We start from the raw sequence: 13,694 nt of genomic DNA, 5'->3' as shown, positions 1-13,694 counted from the left end.
GAACGGTTACAGTCGATCGACGCGCAAAAAGAATGCCCAGATGATGGACAGGACGGCGGCGATGACAAGCCATGACGGGTTCATGCAGAATATGTCGCCGTAGCGGCACACCTGCATCGCCCATCCGCTGTTGTTGATACTCGCTGCGTAAAACACACCGGCAGCGACCGTCAGAATGCTCGCGATCATGAACATGGGACGCTCCAATAATATTGGCGCCACACTGTTCTGCATTCTTGAAGCAGCCGTGAATCGAATCGACGAAAGTCGGGGGCTTTGCGCATTTTTGATACGCGCACTCCAGCCCGATACCGTCGCGGATTCGCTTGAGGCTTTGTTAACCGCGAGTCGCCCAAAGTTCCCGATGGGGACATTGCGACGTTGGGGAGGCCCGATTTGGCCAAATACGAAACGACGAAATACGCGCAGATGCGCCGCTGCCGGATGGCGCATCTTCATGGCGAGTTGATCGACGAGCGATTCAGCGACGATGCCGACAGCGTTTTCGTCAACGGCTATGTTCACGCCGTTCGTCCGGATCTGACCTGCTGGCCACTGCGCTGGACGATCACCGTGGAGCCGTATCCGGTCGAAAGTCGCGTTTTGGCGATGACCGGCTGACCGGCGCACGCATCTCCAAACAAAAGGCCCTCGCTAGCGAGGGCCTTTTGTTTAGAGATCTTTGCAGCGATCAGTAGCGCGCGACCGACGGGCCGCCGAAATGATAGTTCAGTCCGCCGCGTACCGTATTGGTCTTCAGGTCGATATCGTGGGCAATGATACCGGTGGCAGCGCCTGGTCCGGTGAAGGTCGGAGCCGAGACCGATTGCTTGCCGAAATCGGTATGGAGATATTCGACCTTCGCCGACCAGTTTTTGGTGAACGCGTGTTCGATACCGGCGCCGACCGTCCATCCCGCTACGGTCTTTGACAGCGACGCGGTTTCGTTCTGGCCAGTCGTGTCGGTTAGCGAGGAGGCGAAATTCAACTCGGTGAGCGCGAGGCCGCCGGTTGCGTAGAAAAGCGTACGATCGACCGTGTAGCCAACGCGCGGGCGCAGCGTGACCAGCCAATCACTCGTGACGGAATTTGTGGTGCTGAACGAACCGCCGGCCGGGAAGGGCGCGGTGAAACCGCGCGACTGCTTCAGGCCGAAATAGTTTGCGTCGGCCTCGACGCCAAACAACCAGCGGTCCACCTGATGATTGTAGCCGACCTGACCGCCGCCGGCGAAGCCATCGGGATTGAGCCGCGGCGAGGCAGCCGCAATTGCCTGCTGGTTTGCGATCGGCGCGGTGCCATTGACGAAAGCGTTGGAGACGTTGCTCTGGCCCCAGGAACCGCCGGCGTTGCCGCCGACATACCAGCCGCCCCAGCTATAGCCTGCTTCGGTCGTCGCGGGCGTCTTGGTCCAGACGCGCGACTGCAGGTCGGCGGCAGCGGCATTCACCGCGCCCGACGCTGCGATGATCGCGGCCAGCCAAAGGGTTCGCATCCAGGACCTTCCATCGCTCTGAAGATATTGAGCGAATTCGACACAAGCTTTAGCTGGAAACGCTGACCTTGGCTGTCACCGGTGGGCAACAGAAGCAGAACAATACCTGAGTACGGCAGCAAAAAGCCCGGCCGTTGGGCGGCCGGGCTTTGCGTAACTTGGTGTGATCAGTAGGCGCAGACGTTGACCGTCCGGACGCGCGGCCCACGGCGGGTTTCCACCACGCGGCGCTGCAGGCAGCCATCGGTCAGGCCGCCGACATAGAAGGTCGGGCCGCCGTAGAAGGCGTGGTGACCGTAGCCACCCCATCCACCGTGCCAGCCACCGACATGCCAGCTATGGGCCGATGCAGCGCTGGGGGCGAGGGCGGCTACACCGAGCGAGGCTGCAGCGATCAGTCCGAGGGTAACTTTGCGAAACATAGATCTTCTCCATTGGGTGGGCGCGCGAGCGCTTTGCTGTGTCCCTGCCCATCAGTCGCTGCCCTCGTCGGGCGCGTTCAAAGCGGTTCTGGAGAATCGTGTTTCAGTCTTGTTTCGTCGGAGACAGCTTTCATCGAAGCCGAATGTCTCGATCAGAGCAGCGCAGTGGCTGCAGGCGCACCAACTAGCCGAGTTGCGAGGTGGCTGAGCGGCCGTGTCGCGAAATCGTCGCGCGCTTAGAAGCGGGCGCGGTAACCGTCATAGGCGTGAGCGGCCAGAATGCCGGCGCTGAGAAATCCGAAGAGTGCAGTGACGGTCTCAATCATCGTGGTGGTCCTTATTCCCCCGCGAACTACAGACGGCACGGGGGGCCGCACAGTCAAAGAGATTCGCGGTCGGCTTTTCATTCGGAGCTGTAGTGATGCGTCGTTGCAACATTTTACGCAGTTGCGCGGAGCGATCGCGGCGCAACGGCGATGACAATGCGGCGCCGGCGAGACGACGCCAGTCCGGCGCAGGGTTAACGGGCGCTGAAGGCGTATCAGCGCGGGCATGATGAGGCGACATGGGGGATGACCGAGTCGCAGCAGTTCACCTCAGTGGATTTTTTGCTTACATACGCCTCTAAGGAATCGCGCCGGTTGTCTCGCTCCCCGAGCCGCAGGATCGGACGTCGCAAGTGAGGATCTCCAGTGGCCGATACGTTCAATAACGAGATCAATGTCGGGCCGCCCCCCGTGCCGCTGCGCAAGCGCAGGTCGTTCGGCCCGTTCGGAGTTATCGTCGTGCTGTTGATCCTCGCTGGCGGCGGTGGATATCTCTGGCTGAACTACCACGACGCACTGACCGACATGGCACAGGCCGTGACAGGAAGCACTGGCCCCAGAGATAGCGCCCCGGTGTTGGCGAGCGCGGCGGAGGGCAGCGTCAGCGCGACTGATTTCGCGGCGTTCCAGCAGCAGACCGGAAGCTCGATCCAGGCTGCTACCGAATTGCTGACGGCGCAGCAGACAGAGTTGAAGCGCCTGTCCGATCAGATCCAGGGCCTCACGACCCAGGTCGTCGGACTAACCGCCAAGATCGATACGCTGCAGGGCAGGGGCGTTCTTGCAGCTCCGGCTCCAGCCGCTGCGGCGCCAGCGCCCATGGCCGCAGCTCCGGCTGCGCCAGTGGCCGCGCGCCCGGCACCCACGGCGCCGCGGAAGCGTCCAGCCGATCGTCCCGTCGGTGCCATCTCGGTCGGCGGCGCTCCGCTCCCGGCAGCAACACAGCCGCCGCGGTGATCCCTCAAGCGGCCTAACGTGTCTGGGGCTGTCGTGTTTTTTTGGGCGGCCTGTGGCGGCTGAGATCGGGCGCGCCGCCGACGATCTTGGTCTTCACGAATTCGCATTTCGGGCAGGCGAAAGTGCATCTGTCGCCGCCGGCTTTATCCGGCTCGCTAGCCAGCAATGTCATCCGCGCCCTGCACATCGCGCAGCGCGGCGGCTTGAGAGCGCCGAGTGTTTCAGCGGGCGTCGTTGGCTCGGATTGATCGATCATGTCGTCCGACAGAGGATGATACGGCAAATGGCGGAAGGGGTGTCACCCTAAGGTGTCTTTCCTAACGCTTCCTCAAACTCCGGGCCATCCCATAAAGCTCCTATAATACAAGGGCATAAACTTCTGACTGTTTCTGTTTGCCCCTTGGTGTGCCTCCAAATCACGGTTATCGTTTGGGGCATGATTTGGGGCAGAGATGGCGAGGACGCTGAACAAGCTAAGTGCGAGGGGTGTCGCGGCTGAGAAGCGCAGTGGCCGGCATGGCGATGGCGGCGGGCTATATCTCTCGATTTCCGACAATGGCGGCAAGCGCTGGGTTTTCCTGTTCAAGCTCCGGGGCCGGTCGCGGGAGATGGGGCTGGGTAGTTTCACCAGCGTCTCGTTAGCCAAAGCCCGCGAATTGGCCGCGGATGCCCGTCAGAACGTTGCGCAGGGCCTAGACCCAATTGAGACCCGCCCCAATACCGACGCAGGCCTGACGTTCTCAGAGTGCGCTAAACGCTACATCGAGGCCAACAAGCCCGGCTGGAAGAACGCCAAGCATGCTCAGCAATGGCAGAACACCCTATACGACGCTATAGCGCGCCAGCACACTGCGATCCTCTCTGGCAATCACACGGATGACGACGACCTCGAAATAGAGGTGATCCAGCAGCAATTTCGCGATGAGTGCGGCGAGGCGAACGCGGCCCGAAAAGTGAGCCTCACGCATGACGCGCGAGGCTATCCGATCGTTAAGGGGCGAGAAGGTCCGGCGTCACATTGATTTGTTGCGACTCGTGAATCGCGCGGAGGGCATTTTGGTGAGCCAAGCTCAAGCTTTTACTGCAATCAGAAACTCGCGGCCATATTCAGAAAGGGCTAGATATTGACCTCCGCCAACCCGCCTCACGCAACTGAGCCGCTCAAGGTTTGCAATAGCTAGCGCCGCAGCAGCCTCTCTCAGGTCTAGACCCTTCGAGATTTCATTAATTAGCGGAAGCTGTTCGTTCGGACTTTTGTAGGTGCTGACCCCCAATAAAATGCGTAGGTCGATTGGTTGTAGTTCTTTCACCGTTTGGATGAACTCTGGCCTCACATTGTCAGCACTGGCAGGGTCCATAGCGTTCGCTAGTAGCCTCGCGTACAAGTCTTGAAGTTCTTCTCGGGGCTCCCCTTGCGCTGCCTCTATGAGAGGAAGAGCTATTTGCTCCGGTATCTCCTGAGCTTCGACGTCACGCTCTTCTAGAATACGTTTGGTTTTGCGGGTAACAGCATCTATGTGGCGCTGTCGCCATCCGTGAACACGATCTCCGATTGCTAACCCGTAGAGATCTCCAACAGCCGGTGAAACGCTTTTCACGACGTCCAAGAACTTGCCGGCGGCTTTCGCGCCTTCCTCGATCGATTTTTCATAGGGATTGTCGGACATCACTGACTCCCGGTTGGAATCAGATGCTACCGCAAGTAGATAGGTGCGCGAAGCGCTTAAAATTACCTAGTCATCGAAGAAATAAGCGCCCCCGCCACCCGCGCTGCTGTCATTGCTGATGGTATAGTCAAGAGTGCGAACCCAATAACAAAGCAACTTGCAACCACAGCCCGCCAAAATGGATGCGCGAATGACATATTGAGAAAGTTTGTTTGTAGGTAGCGTTTAAGCAGTTCATCATCTGATCGCGAAAATGCTCTAGTGCGATCAGTGTTTAAGTCTGCGCCGACTAGTTTTGCCCAGGTTCCGATATTACCGGTCTCGATATGCGGACGTGTGCCAGCGACATACTCCGTCCAGTCCGCATACTTCTTCACGAAATGCGGACATTTCCATTGATAAATTGCTGAGCCAATGCCGAAGAACGTCAGGCCGAAGTACAGGAGATATATTTTACTGTCCCAAAGTCGGTCCGAGATGGTTAGAGACCCGGTTGGTTCAATCCCGTGTAATCGCAAATATTCGACCAGTGTGGAGTTGAGAATGATTAGATAGCCGATCACGGGCACCAGAATAGCGGCCCGAGCCGGTCCAGAGTTTCCGATTGAGCGTAAATTGATCCAAGACGGACGGCCTCTCGATGGCTGATCCTTTGACTGTTTCTCCATTCTCAATCCTCAGTTACGGCTGTTGAAACAGGCAGGGATGAGCACGCGACAGCGCGCCAGGTGCAAACTGGATCAGATGACCGCGATCTCTTCATCGTCGCCACCATCATCCCAATATCGCTTCTCCATCGGGACAGCGTGGATCTCAATTCGGATTGTGCCATTAGGCAGCAATGAGACCGCTGCCGCGCCGCTGGCCCGACGGTCTCCTGGATGATGTTGATCTTGCGGACACAAAAGCCGGCAAGGTGCGCATGGGCAAACCTTGGGAGCATTTTCTCCATCGCAACTTCGAGACGCTTACGACGATCGCGGCCTAAGTCGCTCCAGCAATAGGCAGGCGCCCGCCGGGACCAACCGGCGGGCCTCTTCTATTCAGCCCTGCTTCTCGATATTTGCGAGGCGTCGATCAATGGATTGGAGCAGATCTAACGCGCGCGTCAGCAGTTCATGATTTGAGGGCGATGGTTCGATGTTGGGCTGCTTAACACTTTCGACCATTACGGCGTCAGGAATAGCGCGAGCCTGACCTGTACCCTCAGACATAATGCGTTGCGCGCTCTCGAACACGTTTCGACCAGTGACATCGTTTGGCGCTTTCGCCATGGCTTTCTCCCTTGAATCGTTCGTAGTCGTACGTTCGCATACTTTCCGCCTGATTCGTCCCCGGCGGGTTCTCTTCTTTAGAGCGAAGCGTCGAGGTCGAACGGTTGAATAGTGCCGACGTAGTCGCCGCAGAGGGCCCGCGAGGGGCATATCGCCGCGCCGCGCACAATTTCTCCATTTGGCTTCGTTTGATGAGGTTCATTAACCAGCATGGTTCTGTCAGGATCGGGCGGCGTGTACCCGGTTGAAGCGTAAGCTTCCCTCAGTGTAGCTGCGAGGTCAGGGTATTCTGAGTTTAGAAAAACCGCGCCATTCAATACTAGCCACCCGCCAACATTCATATCGCGGCCGGTATCGCCTAGAGTGCCGTTCTTATAGCCGAGAGTTGGGCTAGTGAGCTTCGGTGGCAACCGGACCAGCGGTTGTTCTTGAGCAAAGGTCGGCGTTGGAATCAGCAACGCTAACAACACTCCGACCATGAAAAATCGAGTGGACATCGCGGCTCCCACTTAATGCAGATGTTTGGGGCACATATTAGGGCAGAAAGAAGAATCTCTATATTTATCAATTATATCAGCAGGTTGAAAAGGTGTTTGGCGGAAAGGGTGGGATTCGAACCCACGGTACCCTTGCAGGCACGGCGGTTTTCAAGACCGCTGCCTTAAACCACTCGGCCACCTTTCCGTCGTGGGACAGCGCTTAGCAAAGCGGCCTGCCGAGGGAAAGAGAGGATTGCGCCGGGGCGGCTGTCCGGGGCTGAAATCATCAAACACGGGGATTCCCTAGGGCCGGTCGGTGCCGGGCGCCGGGCGTGCTAAGCAAAGCCTGACGATTCTGAGGACGGAGACCAACATGGCAAACCCGACGCCGCGCGCCGACGCCTTGCGTGCGATGCGCGAGGCCAAATTCGAAGCCGCGCAGCGGCTGATCAAGGAGGTCGGCAAGGCTGCCGCGCCCGCGGAGAGCAAGCCTGCGCCTGCGGTGAAGAAGGTGGCTGCTGCGAAGCCTGCCGGGAAGCCGGCGGTCGAGCTTCTGACCGTCGAGACACAGGGTTCAGGGCCTCAGGCTGTGGAATTGCCGCCGGTCGAAGCACCGGTTGCCGAAGCCAAACCCGCAAAGATCACGGCACCTAAAGAAAAGCCGGCCAAGGCAGAGGCGGCCAAGCGCGCTGCCAAAAAGACCGCTACCAAAAAGAGTTCCGCCAAGAAGGGCTAGCGGCCAGCGGCATTCCGCCCGGAAAGCAGGGCGGACCGAGCCTAGATTTCGCCTGAGATCGCGCCTATATCTGGTTCGTCGCAAGACGATGGCGCTGAACCTCTCAATGGACTGCGGGCAGACCCGGGGGCAGTACCCGGCGCCTCCACCTCAGCAGCTCGCGATCTCATCCAGGTGAGGTCGATTTCGCCGGATGGTGAAATGCACGGGCTGCTCAGGCGGGGGCGAAACAGGATCGATGGCCGCGAAGAAGTTGTGAATTGTGCTCGGCATGATACCGCCGTTATCGGGTCAAAACCTAAATGCAAACGATAACGTTCGCATGAACGAAGTGCGCCTCGCGGCGTAACCGTTCGGGGTAGGTCCACCTTGCAACAGAACGGCCATGGCCGCGTCAACCTTCGGGTTGGCGCGGCTTTTAATTTGCCTAGGCTTCTAGTTTGCGGTGTCGGAGAATAGCGCTTCCGTGCGCTCAGTGCCTGGTCTTGCCGGCCTGCAGGAACGGCTGCCGCGCATTTTCGTGTTTCTGATAGAGTTCGAGCCAGCGCCGGTCTTCGGCATGGGCCCATTGTTCGAGCGAGATCCCAGGCGGGCGGCCGTGACCGATGGTGCCGTCGAGGCGGGTGAATTCCGCAGTCTCTTCCATAGTCAGCCCGATCAGTACCCGGATGCCCTGGTCATTCAACTCATAGCTGTCGTCATCGTCGATCATGCCGGCAATTGAGCAAGGCTGCAGGTGCGGTCAATGCAATTACCGGTTTAACCTAACCAATCAACCTTACCGGCAGCATGTGCGTCTGATAGTCGGCAGGTATCCATCGTCACGATGCGATGGGGTCCAGCTTCGCTGCCAGCTCACTCCGCGTCGCCACGAAGCGTCGCGCGCCGAGGCTATGCTTGCCGTGGACGCACAAATTATAGCCGAAGCCACGACGCAATTTTAACAGAATGCATGCTCACATTCAGTGTCGTTCGGTCGATGCAATGGAGCAGGCAATGGCACGCAATTTCGGCGTTCCCCGACAGTTCCGCCCGCGGGCGCAGGCGCCCGTCTGGCCGCTATGGGTGATGGCTTTCGCGGTCGTCACCGTGATCAATGCAGCGACATTCCTTCCGCACTAGCGGGAGCAGGTGGCTGCTCACTCGACGTTGCAGCATTCGGCAGGCGCCATGACCCGAGCACATAGAGCTTCATGCTGTTGTGGAAGCGCGATGTAACAACGGTGAAGATGGCTTCGGGATGTTCGGCCCAGATCGCGATCTGGTAGAGCGTCACGATCAGGTGGCCATCGCGAAACCTGTACTCTCCTGCACCGGTGATCCCGCCGCAGTCCGTCCTTGAAACGTCCATCTCCATCCCCAACATCCCGCCGCAAGAGTCCCGCCAGGAATCGCGTCAGCGCGTTCCGCTATCAAATCCAAATCATGCGTGATCATTCAACTAACAAATAGTTGAAACGGACGGGGGAGCGAGTTGCGGAAATTAATCTCCGTTAGCGGCGGGCCGCAAATTCAAAACAAACCGCAGCGGGGATCTTAAAAATCACCATGTATCGCTGTGCCCAACGAGAATGCCGGGGGCTTTGTGGTGATTGAGACCTTGTTGTTGCTGAGTGTTGTTGCCGGTGTCGGCGGCCTGCTGGTGCAGGTCTATCGCTGGCGTCAGGACGTGTTGTACGGCCCGTATATCCGCCGCGAGTGGTACGATTGATCGTGCGAGACGTAACTTGAGGGAGAACTCCGCGCGCCGTGGCGGCGCGGGGAGTGAGAATGGATCGTCAGGTCGTCACTTCAGTGACGAGTTGATCGATGTGAACTTGCCATTGAGTTTGGTGCCCATACCGTTGATGACGGCAATGATGGCGAGGGCAATGCCGGCGGCAATCAGTCCATATTCGATGGCCGTGGCGCCGGTTTCGTCTGCGATAAATCGCTTGATGAGGTTTTTCATAGTGGTGCACGCTACGAAGCTCGTCTGAATCCGGGGTAAATATGTAAGCGTCGATCCCGGAAAAAATGCGCGTGTTCTGAAGTGGTTGAACACAATCACGGTGCCATCTCACCGATCGCAAGAGGAACTTCTAGCGCGACGTGTGCGGTGCGAGCGACACCCGGCGTGCGGGCTGAAAACCCACATGCTCTGTTTACCATACCGGGGCTCTCCCCATTTCCGCCGCGATCCGGCTGCGATATATTCACCACTTGATGCGGAAGTGGGCTGCATCGGGATTTTGGCCGTGGGGATGCCCGGAGATGGGCAGGCGGCCGCTGGAATGGTATTGGGGCGTATGGGGATTCGTGGGTCAAACCGACTCGGCCAGGCTGTTCAGGCAGCAGCGGCCATCAGCGCCTGTCTGGCGCTGGCCAATTGTTCCTCCTCCACCACCAGCTTCAGCCGCCTCGATCCGAAATATGGCGTCTCGAGCAGTCCTCGGGTCGTCGGGATGGGCGAGCCGGTTCCCAAAGGCGGCGGCACCTACCGTGTCGGCAAGCCCTACACCGTCGCCGGCAAGCTCTATGTGCCGGAAGAGAACATCAATTACCGCGCTGAAGGCATCGCCTCCTGGTATGGCGACGCGTTTCATGGCCGTCTGACAGCCAATGGCGAAGTGTTCGACATGGCCTCGCTCACCGCGGCCCATCCGACGCTGCCGATACCGAGCTATGCCCGCGTGACCAACGTCTATAACGGCAAGTCGCTGATCGTTCGCGTCAACGATCGCGGCCCGTATCACGGCAACCGCCTGATCGACGTCTCGAACAAGGCCGCCGAACTGCTCGAATTCAAGGGTAACGGCACCGCCAAGGTTCGCGTCGAATATGTCGGCCGCGCGCCGCTGGAAGGGTCGGACGATCGCCAGCTCGTTGCCACTCTGCGCACCGGTGAGCCGGCACCGTCGCCATCGCTGGTGCGTGTCGCCTCGGCGCGCTCTTTCGTGCCCGACATGCAGGGTGGTCGTGTTGTCTCGCGCGATGTCCCTCTGCCGGAGGGCCGCCCGTATTCGCTCGGCAATACCTCGGCCGATGTGGCGTCGATCCGTTCGACGTCGGAAATGTCGGCGTCGAGCCGCATGCGCACGGCATCGGCACCGCGGATGAGCGAGAACCACCGCGCGGTGTCCTATGAGAGCAACGCCGCATATGCGGCGCCTGCCGAGCCGGATGACGGCACGGTCGATGCGCGCGGCGCCCAGGCTATCCTGTCCGGCCGCGGTCTCTACTAAGCCGGTTCGTCGTTCACGACCGACACCAGACGGGCGCAGTATGGCGCGCTGATCTGCGTTGCACCTTCGCGTTGTTTGCCATCGGTGATCCTGTTAAGACCTGAGCACTCAGGACAGCACATGGCATCTGGCTCCATCCCCTTGAAACGACCGCAATTCGCCGCGCGGAGCTGGCGGACGCTGCTGGCTGCGCTGGTGGCGTTTGGCGTCGTCCTCGGCCCAACAGCGCAGGCTGCGAACCAGAGCGTGCAGGGCGCCAAGAAGGTCGTCGAGGACGGCGGTTACGACACCGATGCGCCGACCGCGATCCTGATCGAGGCCGGCTCCGGCAGCGTGCTGTTCGAGAAGAATGCGGATGAGCTCCGCGCGCCCTCCAGCATGATGAAGCTGATGACCGTCGAACTGGTGTTCGACGCGCTGACCCGCGGCGACATCAAGCTCACGGACGAATACCGCGTCAGCGAGAATTCCTGGCGCAAGGGCGGCGCGCCGGCAGGCGCATCGACCATGTTCGCTGCCATCAACAGCCGTGTGCCGGTCGCTGATCTCTTGCGCGGCGCCATCATCCAGAGCGGCAACGACTCTTGCATGATCCTGGCGGAGGGCATTGCAGGCGGCGAGGCGGCCTTTGCCGAGAAGATGACGGCACGGGCGCGTGCGCTGGGCATGCCGAAATCCACCTTCGCCAATTCCAACGGTCTGCCGGACGCTGGCAACAAGATGACGGTGCGCGAGCTTGGTCTGCTCGCCCGACATATCGTTCGCACCTATCCCGAATTCTACAAACTGTTCGGCGAGCGCGAATTCACCTGGAACAAGATCCGCCAGCAGAACCGCAATCCGTTGCTGGCGACGCTGGACGGCGCTGACGGTTTCAAGACCGGCTACACCAAGGATGGTGGCTACGGCATGGTCGGCTCGGCCATCCGCGACGGCATGCGGCTGATCGTGGTGATCAACGGTCTGGACGATCCGGACGATCGTGCGACCGAGGCGAAGAAGCTGCTGGAGTGGGGTTTCAAGAATTTCGAGGCCCGCACGCTGTTCGCAGCCGACCAGACCGTCGGCTTCGCCAAGGTGTTTGGCGGCGAGAGCCGCTCGGTCGCGCTCTCGGCCAAGGAGCCGGTCAAGGTGATGGTGCAGAAGAACGGCACCGACAAGCTGATCGCTCGCGTCGTCTACAAGGGCCCCGTGCGTGCGCCCATCGAGCCCGGTCAGCCGGTCGGCGTGATCAAGGTCTGGCGCGGCGCCAATATCGCCGTCGAGACGCCGCTCTATACGGCGGCCGCGGTCGGCACGGGATCGACCATGCGGCGCGCCGTGGACGGCGCCGGTGAGCTGGTGATCGGACTGTTCCGCGCCGGCGCCGAGAAGCTCTGACATGACGGACACGCCCACGACACCGCCGCCGCGCGGGCGCTTCGTCAGTTTCGAGGGCGGCGAGGGCGCCGGCAAATCGACCCAGATCAAGATTCTGGCTGACCGGCTCGAGGCGGAAGGCAAGCGCGTCATCGTCACCCGCGAGCCCGGCGGTTCGCCCGGTGCCGAGATCATCCGCCATGTGGTGCTCTCGGGCATGGGCAAACTGCTCGGCCCCGAAGCCGAGACGCTGCTGTTTGCCGCGGCGCGCGACGACCATGTCCATGCGGTGATTGCGCCGGCGCTGGAGCAGGGCATCTGGGTGCTGTGTGATCGCTTCTCGGATTCGACGCGCGCCTATCAGGGCCGGCTCGGCCATGTCTCGCCGGAACTGCTCAATGCGATGGAGCGCGTCACCATCGGGAGGCTCAAACCGGATCTTACTGTCATTCTCGATATCCCGGTGTCGATCGGCATGCGGCGCGCAGCAGCGCGGCGTGGCAATGATGTGCCCGACAGGTTCGAGGCCGAGGGCATCGCCTTTCATCAGGGGCTGCGTGACGCGTTCCGGCAGATCGCAGCCGATGAACCGCAACGCTGCATACTGATCGACGCCAATGCAGATCCAAAGATCGTATCGAACAATATCTGGGGCGTGTTGCGCCGACGCCTTCTGACGCCGTCGAACCACGAGGTCACTTCGGCATGAGCGCAAAGTCATCCGAGCAGACGATCTCGGTTCCCCATCCGCGCGAAACAACCGCGCTGTTCGGTCATCAGGATGCCGAGGCCACGCTGCTCAACGCCTATCGCGGCGGCCGCATTCCGCATGCCTGGCTGATCGGCGGTCCGCAGGGCATCGGCAAGGCGACTTTGGCCTATCGCATGGCGCGTTTCGTACTGGCGCATCGCGATCCCACATCGCCGCAAGTGCAATCCGCAACATCGCTCGGTCTCGATCCGATGCATCCGGTCGTGCGCCAGGTCGCCGCCGAATCCCATGGCGGCCTGCTGACGCTGGAACGTTCGCTCAACGACAAGGGCGTGATGCGCACGGTCATCACTGTCGATGAGACCCGGCAGACCGTATCGTTCTTCGGCTCGACCGCCGCCGTTGACGGCTGGCGTGTCTGTATCGTCGATACAGTCGACGAGTTGAATGCCAACGCTGCCAACGCGCTGCTGAAGGTGCTTGAAGAGCCGCCGCTGCGTTCGCTATTCCTGCTGGTGACACATGCGCAGGCGCGCGTGTTGCCGACCATCCAGTCGCGCTGTCGCAAGCTGGCGCTGCGTCCGCTTTCCGTTGCCGACGTGACCCGCGCCACGTCGCAGGCCGGCGAGATCGAAACCAGCGATCCCTTGCTCAAAGAGGTCGCTGAAGCCTCCGAAGGCAGTGTGTCGCGCGCTCTGAATCTACTCGGCGGCGGCGCGCTGAAACTGCACCAGCGCACCGCCTCGCTGCTGAATACGCTGCCCCATGTCGATCCACGCGAGCTGCATGCGCTGGGGGATGCGCTGGGGACCAGTGACCGTGTCGCGCTCGGCGCCTTTGTCGACAGTGTCGACCGCTGGATCGGCGAGCGCATGCGGGCGGACGATGCCAATGCCAACGCCAATCTGCCCCGCCTTGCGCGGTTGGCGGAGGTATGGGAAAAGATCAACCGAGCCGCGCGCGAGACCGAATCCTACAATCTCGAGCGAAAACCGCTGGTTTTCTCGGTGTTTGGACTGCTCGCGGAAGCAACGCGCTGATCG

19 protein-coding genes, 1 tRNA gene and 1 other RNA gene are annotated in these 13,694 nt (G+C 60.4%); 10 read left to right on the top strand and 11 right to left on the bottom strand.

The window, feature by feature from the left end:
* Window positions 1-6: 6 nt before the first annotated feature.
* Window positions 7-195, bottom strand: coding sequence for a hypothetical protein (locus CHC01_RS11235; protein ID WP_089264349.1), 189 nt, complete (start codon window positions 193-195; stop codon window positions 7-9).
* A gap of 201 nt (window positions 196-396) precedes the next feature.
* Here CHC01_RS11235 and CHC01_RS32485 point away from each other — a divergent pair, with 201 nt between their 5' ends.
* Window positions 397-621: a hypothetical protein gene (locus CHC01_RS32485; protein ID WP_068731744.1), complete on the top strand. Its 225-nt coding sequence runs from the start codon at window positions 397-399 to the stop codon at window positions 619-621.
* A 70-nt stretch (window positions 622-691) separates the two neighbouring features.
* Here CHC01_RS32485 and CHC01_RS11225 read toward each other — a convergent pair whose 3' ends face one another.
* The gene (locus CHC01_RS11225) at window positions 692-1,495 is read right to left on the bottom strand and encodes an outer membrane protein (protein WP_089264348.1); all 804 of its coding nucleotides are present in this window, start codon (window positions 1,493-1,495) and stop codon (window positions 692-694) included.
* 167 nt (window positions 1,496-1,662) lie between these two features.
* A complete protein-coding gene (locus CHC01_RS11220) occupies window positions 1,663-1,917 on the bottom strand; it encodes a hypothetical protein (protein ID WP_089264347.1) in 255 nt (84 codons plus the stop codon).
* 692 nt (window positions 1,918-2,609) lie between these two features.
* On the opposite strand from CHC01_RS11220, the gene CHC01_RS11215 reads away from it, so the two are divergent.
* Window positions 2,610-3,200 carry a hypothetical protein gene (locus CHC01_RS11215; RefSeq protein ID WP_089264346.1) on the top strand — a complete coding sequence of 197 codons (591 nt, stop codon included), beginning with the start codon at window positions 2,610-2,612 and terminating at the stop codon, window positions 3,198-3,200.
* Window positions 3,201-3,652: 452 nt separating this feature from the next.
* A complete protein-coding gene (locus CHC01_RS11205) occupies window positions 3,653-4,222 on the top strand; it encodes an Arm DNA-binding domain-containing protein (RefSeq protein WP_089264344.1) in 570 nt (189 codons plus the stop codon).
* Between the two features lie 48 nt (window positions 4,223-4,270).
* On the opposite strand, the gene CHC01_RS11200 is transcribed toward CHC01_RS11205, so the two are convergent.
* From CHC01_RS11200 to CHC01_RS11185, 5 genes are all read right to left on the bottom strand, one after another.
* Window positions 4,271-4,867, bottom strand: coding sequence for an Abi-alpha family protein (locus tag CHC01_RS11200; protein ID WP_089264343.1), 597 nt, complete (start codon window positions 4,865-4,867; stop codon window positions 4,271-4,273).
* A 62-nt stretch (window positions 4,868-4,929) separates the two neighbouring features.
* Window positions 4,930-5,535, bottom strand: coding sequence for a hypothetical protein (locus tag CHC01_RS31900; protein ID WP_141137085.1), 606 nt, complete (start codon window positions 5,533-5,535; stop codon window positions 4,930-4,932).
* Between the two features lie 375 nt (window positions 5,536-5,910).
* Window positions 5,911-6,141 (bottom strand): hypothetical protein, encoded by a 231-nt coding sequence (locus CHC01_RS11195; RefSeq protein ID WP_089264342.1) that lies wholly within the window; start codon window positions 6,139-6,141, stop codon window positions 5,911-5,913.
* Between the two features lie 77 nt (window positions 6,142-6,218).
* The gene (locus CHC01_RS11190) at window positions 6,219-6,638 is read right to left on the bottom strand and encodes a tail fiber protein (protein ID WP_089264341.1); all 420 of its coding nucleotides are present in this window, start codon (window positions 6,636-6,638) and stop codon (window positions 6,219-6,221) included.
* Between the two features lie 97 nt (window positions 6,639-6,735).
* Window positions 6,736-6,825: transfer RNA gene (locus CHC01_RS11185), tRNA-Ser, on the bottom strand.
* Between the two features lie 168 nt (window positions 6,826-6,993).
* Here CHC01_RS11185 and CHC01_RS11180 point away from each other — a divergent pair.
* Both CHC01_RS11180 and ssrA read left to right on the top strand, forming a co-directional pair.
* On the top strand, window positions 6,994-7,356 hold the full coding sequence (locus CHC01_RS11180; protein WP_089264340.1) for a hypothetical protein: 363 nt from the start codon (window positions 6,994-6,996) through the stop codon (window positions 7,354-7,356).
* Window positions 7,357-7,394: 38 nt separating this feature from the next.
* Window positions 7,395-7,747: a transfer-messenger RNA gene (gene ssrA, locus CHC01_RS11175) on the top strand.
* Window positions 7,748-7,828: 81 nt separating this feature from the next.
* Here the strand turns inward: ssrA and CHC01_RS11170 are convergent.
* Together CHC01_RS11170 and CHC01_RS11165 are read right to left on the bottom strand one after the other, a co-directional pair.
* A complete protein-coding gene (locus CHC01_RS11170) occupies window positions 7,829-8,068 on the bottom strand; it encodes a hypothetical protein (protein WP_089264339.1) in 240 nt (79 codons plus the stop codon).
* A 381-nt stretch (window positions 8,069-8,449) separates the two neighbouring features.
* The gene (locus CHC01_RS11165; RefSeq protein WP_141137084.1) at window positions 8,450-8,707 is read right to left on the bottom strand and encodes a hypothetical protein; all 258 of its coding nucleotides are present in this window, start codon (window positions 8,705-8,707) and stop codon (window positions 8,450-8,452) included.
* Window positions 8,708-8,944: 237 nt separating this feature from the next.
* Here CHC01_RS11165 and CHC01_RS33310 point away from each other — a divergent pair, with 237 nt between their 5' ends.
* Window positions 8,945-9,067, top strand: coding sequence for a hypothetical protein (locus tag CHC01_RS33310; protein WP_276509758.1), 123 nt, complete (start codon window positions 8,945-8,947; stop codon window positions 9,065-9,067).
* Window positions 9,068-9,142: 75 nt separating this feature from the next.
* On the opposite strand, the gene CHC01_RS11160 is transcribed toward CHC01_RS33310, so the two are convergent.
* Window positions 9,143-9,307, bottom strand: a complete 165-nt coding sequence (locus tag CHC01_RS11160; RefSeq protein WP_089264337.1) for a Flp family type IVb pilin — start codon at window positions 9,305-9,307, stop codon at window positions 9,143-9,145.
* A 337-nt stretch (window positions 9,308-9,644) separates the two neighbouring features.
* Here CHC01_RS11160 and CHC01_RS11155 point away from each other — a divergent pair, with 337 nt between their 5' ends.
* The 4 genes from CHC01_RS11155 (at window position 9,645) to CHC01_RS11140 (ending at window position 13,691) form a co-directional block, all read left to right on the top strand.
* Entirely contained in the window at window positions 9,645-10,580 is a 936-nt protein-coding gene (locus CHC01_RS11155; RefSeq protein WP_089264336.1) for a septal ring lytic transglycosylase RlpA family protein, read from the top strand.
* 120 nt (window positions 10,581-10,700) lie between these two features.
* On the top strand, window positions 10,701-11,960 hold the full coding sequence (locus tag CHC01_RS11150; RefSeq protein ID WP_089264335.1) for a D-alanyl-D-alanine carboxypeptidase family protein: 1,260 nt from the start codon (window positions 10,701-10,703) through the stop codon (window positions 11,958-11,960).
* Between the two features lies 1 nt (window position 11,961).
* Entirely contained in the window at window positions 11,962-12,648 is a 687-nt protein-coding gene (tmk, locus tag CHC01_RS11145) for a dTMP kinase (RefSeq protein WP_089264334.1), read from the top strand.
* Complete coding sequence (locus tag CHC01_RS11140; protein ID WP_089264333.1) at window positions 12,645-13,691, top strand: DNA polymerase III subunit delta'; 1,047 nt, start codon at window positions 12,645-12,647, stop codon at window positions 13,689-13,691. Before tmk ends, CHC01_RS11140 begins: the two co-directional genes overlap by 4 nt.
* Window positions 13,692-13,694: the final 3 nt, after the last annotated feature.

It is taken from the genome of Tardiphaga sp. OK246 (genome assembly GCF_900188215.1).
Taxonomy (GTDB): domain Bacteria; phylum Pseudomonadota; class Alphaproteobacteria; order Rhizobiales; family Xanthobacteraceae; genus Tardiphaga; species Tardiphaga robiniae.
The sequence above is the reverse complement of the archived record's forward strand: the minus strand, read 5'-3'. Positions and strand labels throughout refer to the sequence as shown.

What these genes read in the sequence shown, in the direction of transcription:
- CHC01_RS11220 (WP_089264347.1), bottom strand. Translation starts at nt 1,917, where the DNA reads ATGTTTCGCAAAGTTACCCTCGGACTGATCGCTGCAGCCTCGCTCGGT.
- CHC01_RS11200 (WP_089264343.1), bottom strand. Translation starts at nt 4,867, where the DNA reads ATGTCCGACAATCCCTATGAAAAATCGATCGAGGAAGGCGCGAAAGCC.
- CHC01_RS11170 (WP_089264339.1), bottom strand. Translation starts at nt 8,068, where the DNA reads ATGATCGACGATGACGACAGCTATGAGTTGAATGACCAGGGCATCCGG.
- tmk (WP_089264334.1), top strand. Translation starts at nt 11,962, where the DNA reads ATGACGGACACGCCCACGACACCGCCGCCGCGCGGGCGCTTCGTCAGT.
- CHC01_RS11155 (WP_089264336.1), top strand. Translation starts at nt 9,645, where the DNA reads ATGGGGATTCGTGGGTCAAACCGACTCGGCCAGGCTGTTCAGGCAGCA.
- CHC01_RS11150 (WP_089264335.1), top strand. Translation starts at nt 10,701, where the DNA reads ATGGCATCTGGCTCCATCCCCTTGAAACGACCGCAATTCGCCGCGCGG.
- CHC01_RS11195 (WP_089264342.1), bottom strand. Translation starts at nt 6,141, where the DNA reads ATGGCGAAAGCGCCAAACGATGTCACTGGTCGAAACGTGTTCGAGAGC.
- CHC01_RS11190 (WP_089264341.1), bottom strand. Translation starts at nt 6,638, where the DNA reads ATGTCCACTCGATTTTTCATGGTCGGAGTGTTGTTAGCGTTGCTGATT.
- CHC01_RS11160 (WP_089264337.1), bottom strand. Translation starts at nt 9,307, where the DNA reads ATGAAAAACCTCATCAAGCGATTTATCGCAGACGAAACCGGCGCCACG.
- CHC01_RS11205 (WP_089264344.1), top strand. Translation starts at nt 3,653, where the DNA reads ATGGCGAGGACGCTGAACAAGCTAAGTGCGAGGGGTGTCGCGGCTGAG.
- CHC01_RS31900 (WP_141137085.1), bottom strand. Translation starts at nt 5,535, where the DNA reads ATGGAGAAACAGTCAAAGGATCAGCCATCGAGAGGCCGTCCGTCTTGG.
- CHC01_RS11235 (WP_089264349.1), bottom strand. Translation starts at nt 195, where the DNA reads ATGTTCATGATCGCGAGCATTCTGACGGTCGCTGCCGGTGTGTTTTAC.
- CHC01_RS11140 (WP_089264333.1), top strand. Translation starts at nt 12,645, where the DNA reads ATGAGCGCAAAGTCATCCGAGCAGACGATCTCGGTTCCCCATCCGCGC.
- CHC01_RS11165 (WP_141137084.1), bottom strand. Translation starts at nt 8,707, where the DNA reads ATGGACGTTTCAAGGACGGACTGCGGCGGGATCACCGGTGCAGGAGAG.
- CHC01_RS11180 (WP_089264340.1), top strand. Translation starts at nt 6,994, where the DNA reads ATGGCAAACCCGACGCCGCGCGCCGACGCCTTGCGTGCGATGCGCGAG.
- CHC01_RS11225 (WP_089264348.1), bottom strand. Translation starts at nt 1,495, where the DNA reads ATGCGAACCCTTTGGCTGGCCGCGATCATCGCAGCGTCGGGCGCGGTG.